Source organism: Micromonospora sp. SYSU B005, assembly GCF_055362685.1.
Genome location: NZ_JAXCFU010000052.1, coordinates 1 through 1,601, shown reverse-complemented (window position 1 = coordinate 1,601; position 1,601 = coordinate 1). Strand labels below are relative to the sequence as shown.

Here is a 1,601-nt window from a genome sequence, read left to right as displayed (position 1 = left end):
ACCGAACGGGCAGGCCACGAACCGTTCGGCGGTCAGCGCGGCGCGGCCCACGTAGCCGCGCGCCACTCCGGCGCCGGCGACGTAGAGCTCACCGGCCACGCCCGGCGGCACCGGGGCCAGGCTGTCGTCGAGCACGTACGCCCGGGTGTTCGCGATCGGGCCCCCCACCGTCGGGGCCTGGCCCACGGACAGCGGCGCCGACATCGTGGCGCACACCGACGTCTCGGTCGGCCCGTACGCGTTCACCAGCCGACGTCCCGCCGCCCAGCGGTTCACCACCGCCCGATCGACCGCCTCACCGGCCGACACCACCGTGCCAACCGTCTCCAGCGCGGCCGGGTCGAGCACCCCCAGCACCGCGGGCGGCAACGTCACATGCGTCACGCCATGCCGCTGCAGAACCTGCACCAGGCCCGACCCGGGGCGCAGCTCATCCGCATCAGCCACCACCAACGCGCCACCCCAGGCCAACGCCATCAACAACTCCGACGTCGCCGCGTCGAACCCGATCGACGCGAACTGCAACACCCGCGACCCCGGCCCCGTCCCCCACGCCCGGCCCTGCGCGAGACCCAGGTTGACCGCCCCCGCATGCGACACGACCACACCCTTGGGCGTACCGGTCGACCCCGACGTGTAGATCACATACGCCGCACCGGCCGCCGAAACCCGCACCGGCACCGGCCCGTCATCAACACCCGCCAGCTCCGACACCACCGTCGACGGCACCGACCACTCACCGACCGCAGAGGTCAGCACATGCTGCGCACCACTGTCGAACAACATGAACTCGACGCGGGCCGCCGGCACCTTCGGATCAATCGGCAGATAGGCGGCGCCCGCCTTCCACACCCCGAGCAACGCCACCACCAGATCGACGCCGCGATCCATCACGACCGCGACCACCGACTCCGCGCCCACGCCCTGACCCATCAGGTGCCTCGCCACCCGGTTCGCGGCCGCGTCCAGCCCTCGGTAAGACAGCTCCACCCCGTCGCCGATCACCGCCGGCGCATCCGGCGTCGCCGCCACCTGCCGCGCCATCAACTGCACCGTCGTGTCCTCGACGACCGCGACAACAGTGTCGTTCCACTCGAGCAGCACCCGATCCCGCAGCCCGGCGTCCAACAGATCGACTTCGTGCAACCGGGCACCGGCCGTGGCGCTCACCCGGTCCAGCACCAGCACGAACCAGTCGGCGATCCGTTCCGCGGTCGACGCGTCGAACAGGTCGGCGGAGGCGATCATCGCGCCGTGCAGCCCGGTCGGACGGCCCTGCGCGTCGAACGTCTCGACGGCGGTCACGTCGAGATCGAACCGGACGGTGGCGCTCATCGGGCCGGTGTCGGACTGCGCGATGCCGGCCTCGCCGCGTTCCAGGTTCTGCAAAGTCAGCATCACCTGGAACAGCGGATGCCGGGCCAACGACCGCAGCGGCGCCAACTCCTCCACGAGACGCTCGAACGGAACATCCTGATGCTCCAGGGCATCCAGACTGCTCTGCCGAACCCGGCGGAGCACCTCCACAAACGTCGGATCGCCCGACAGATCCGTCCGCAGCACCAAGGTGTTCACGAAGAACCCGACCAGATCGTCCAACG

General features: G+C 70.6%; 1 protein-coding gene. It reads right to left on the bottom strand.

The window, feature by feature from the left end; translation table 11 throughout:
• A partial coding sequence (locus tag SM452_RS30305) for a non-ribosomal peptide synthetase (RefSeq protein WP_463841217.1) occupies nucleotides 1–1,601 on the bottom strand: 1,601 nt, incomplete at both ends.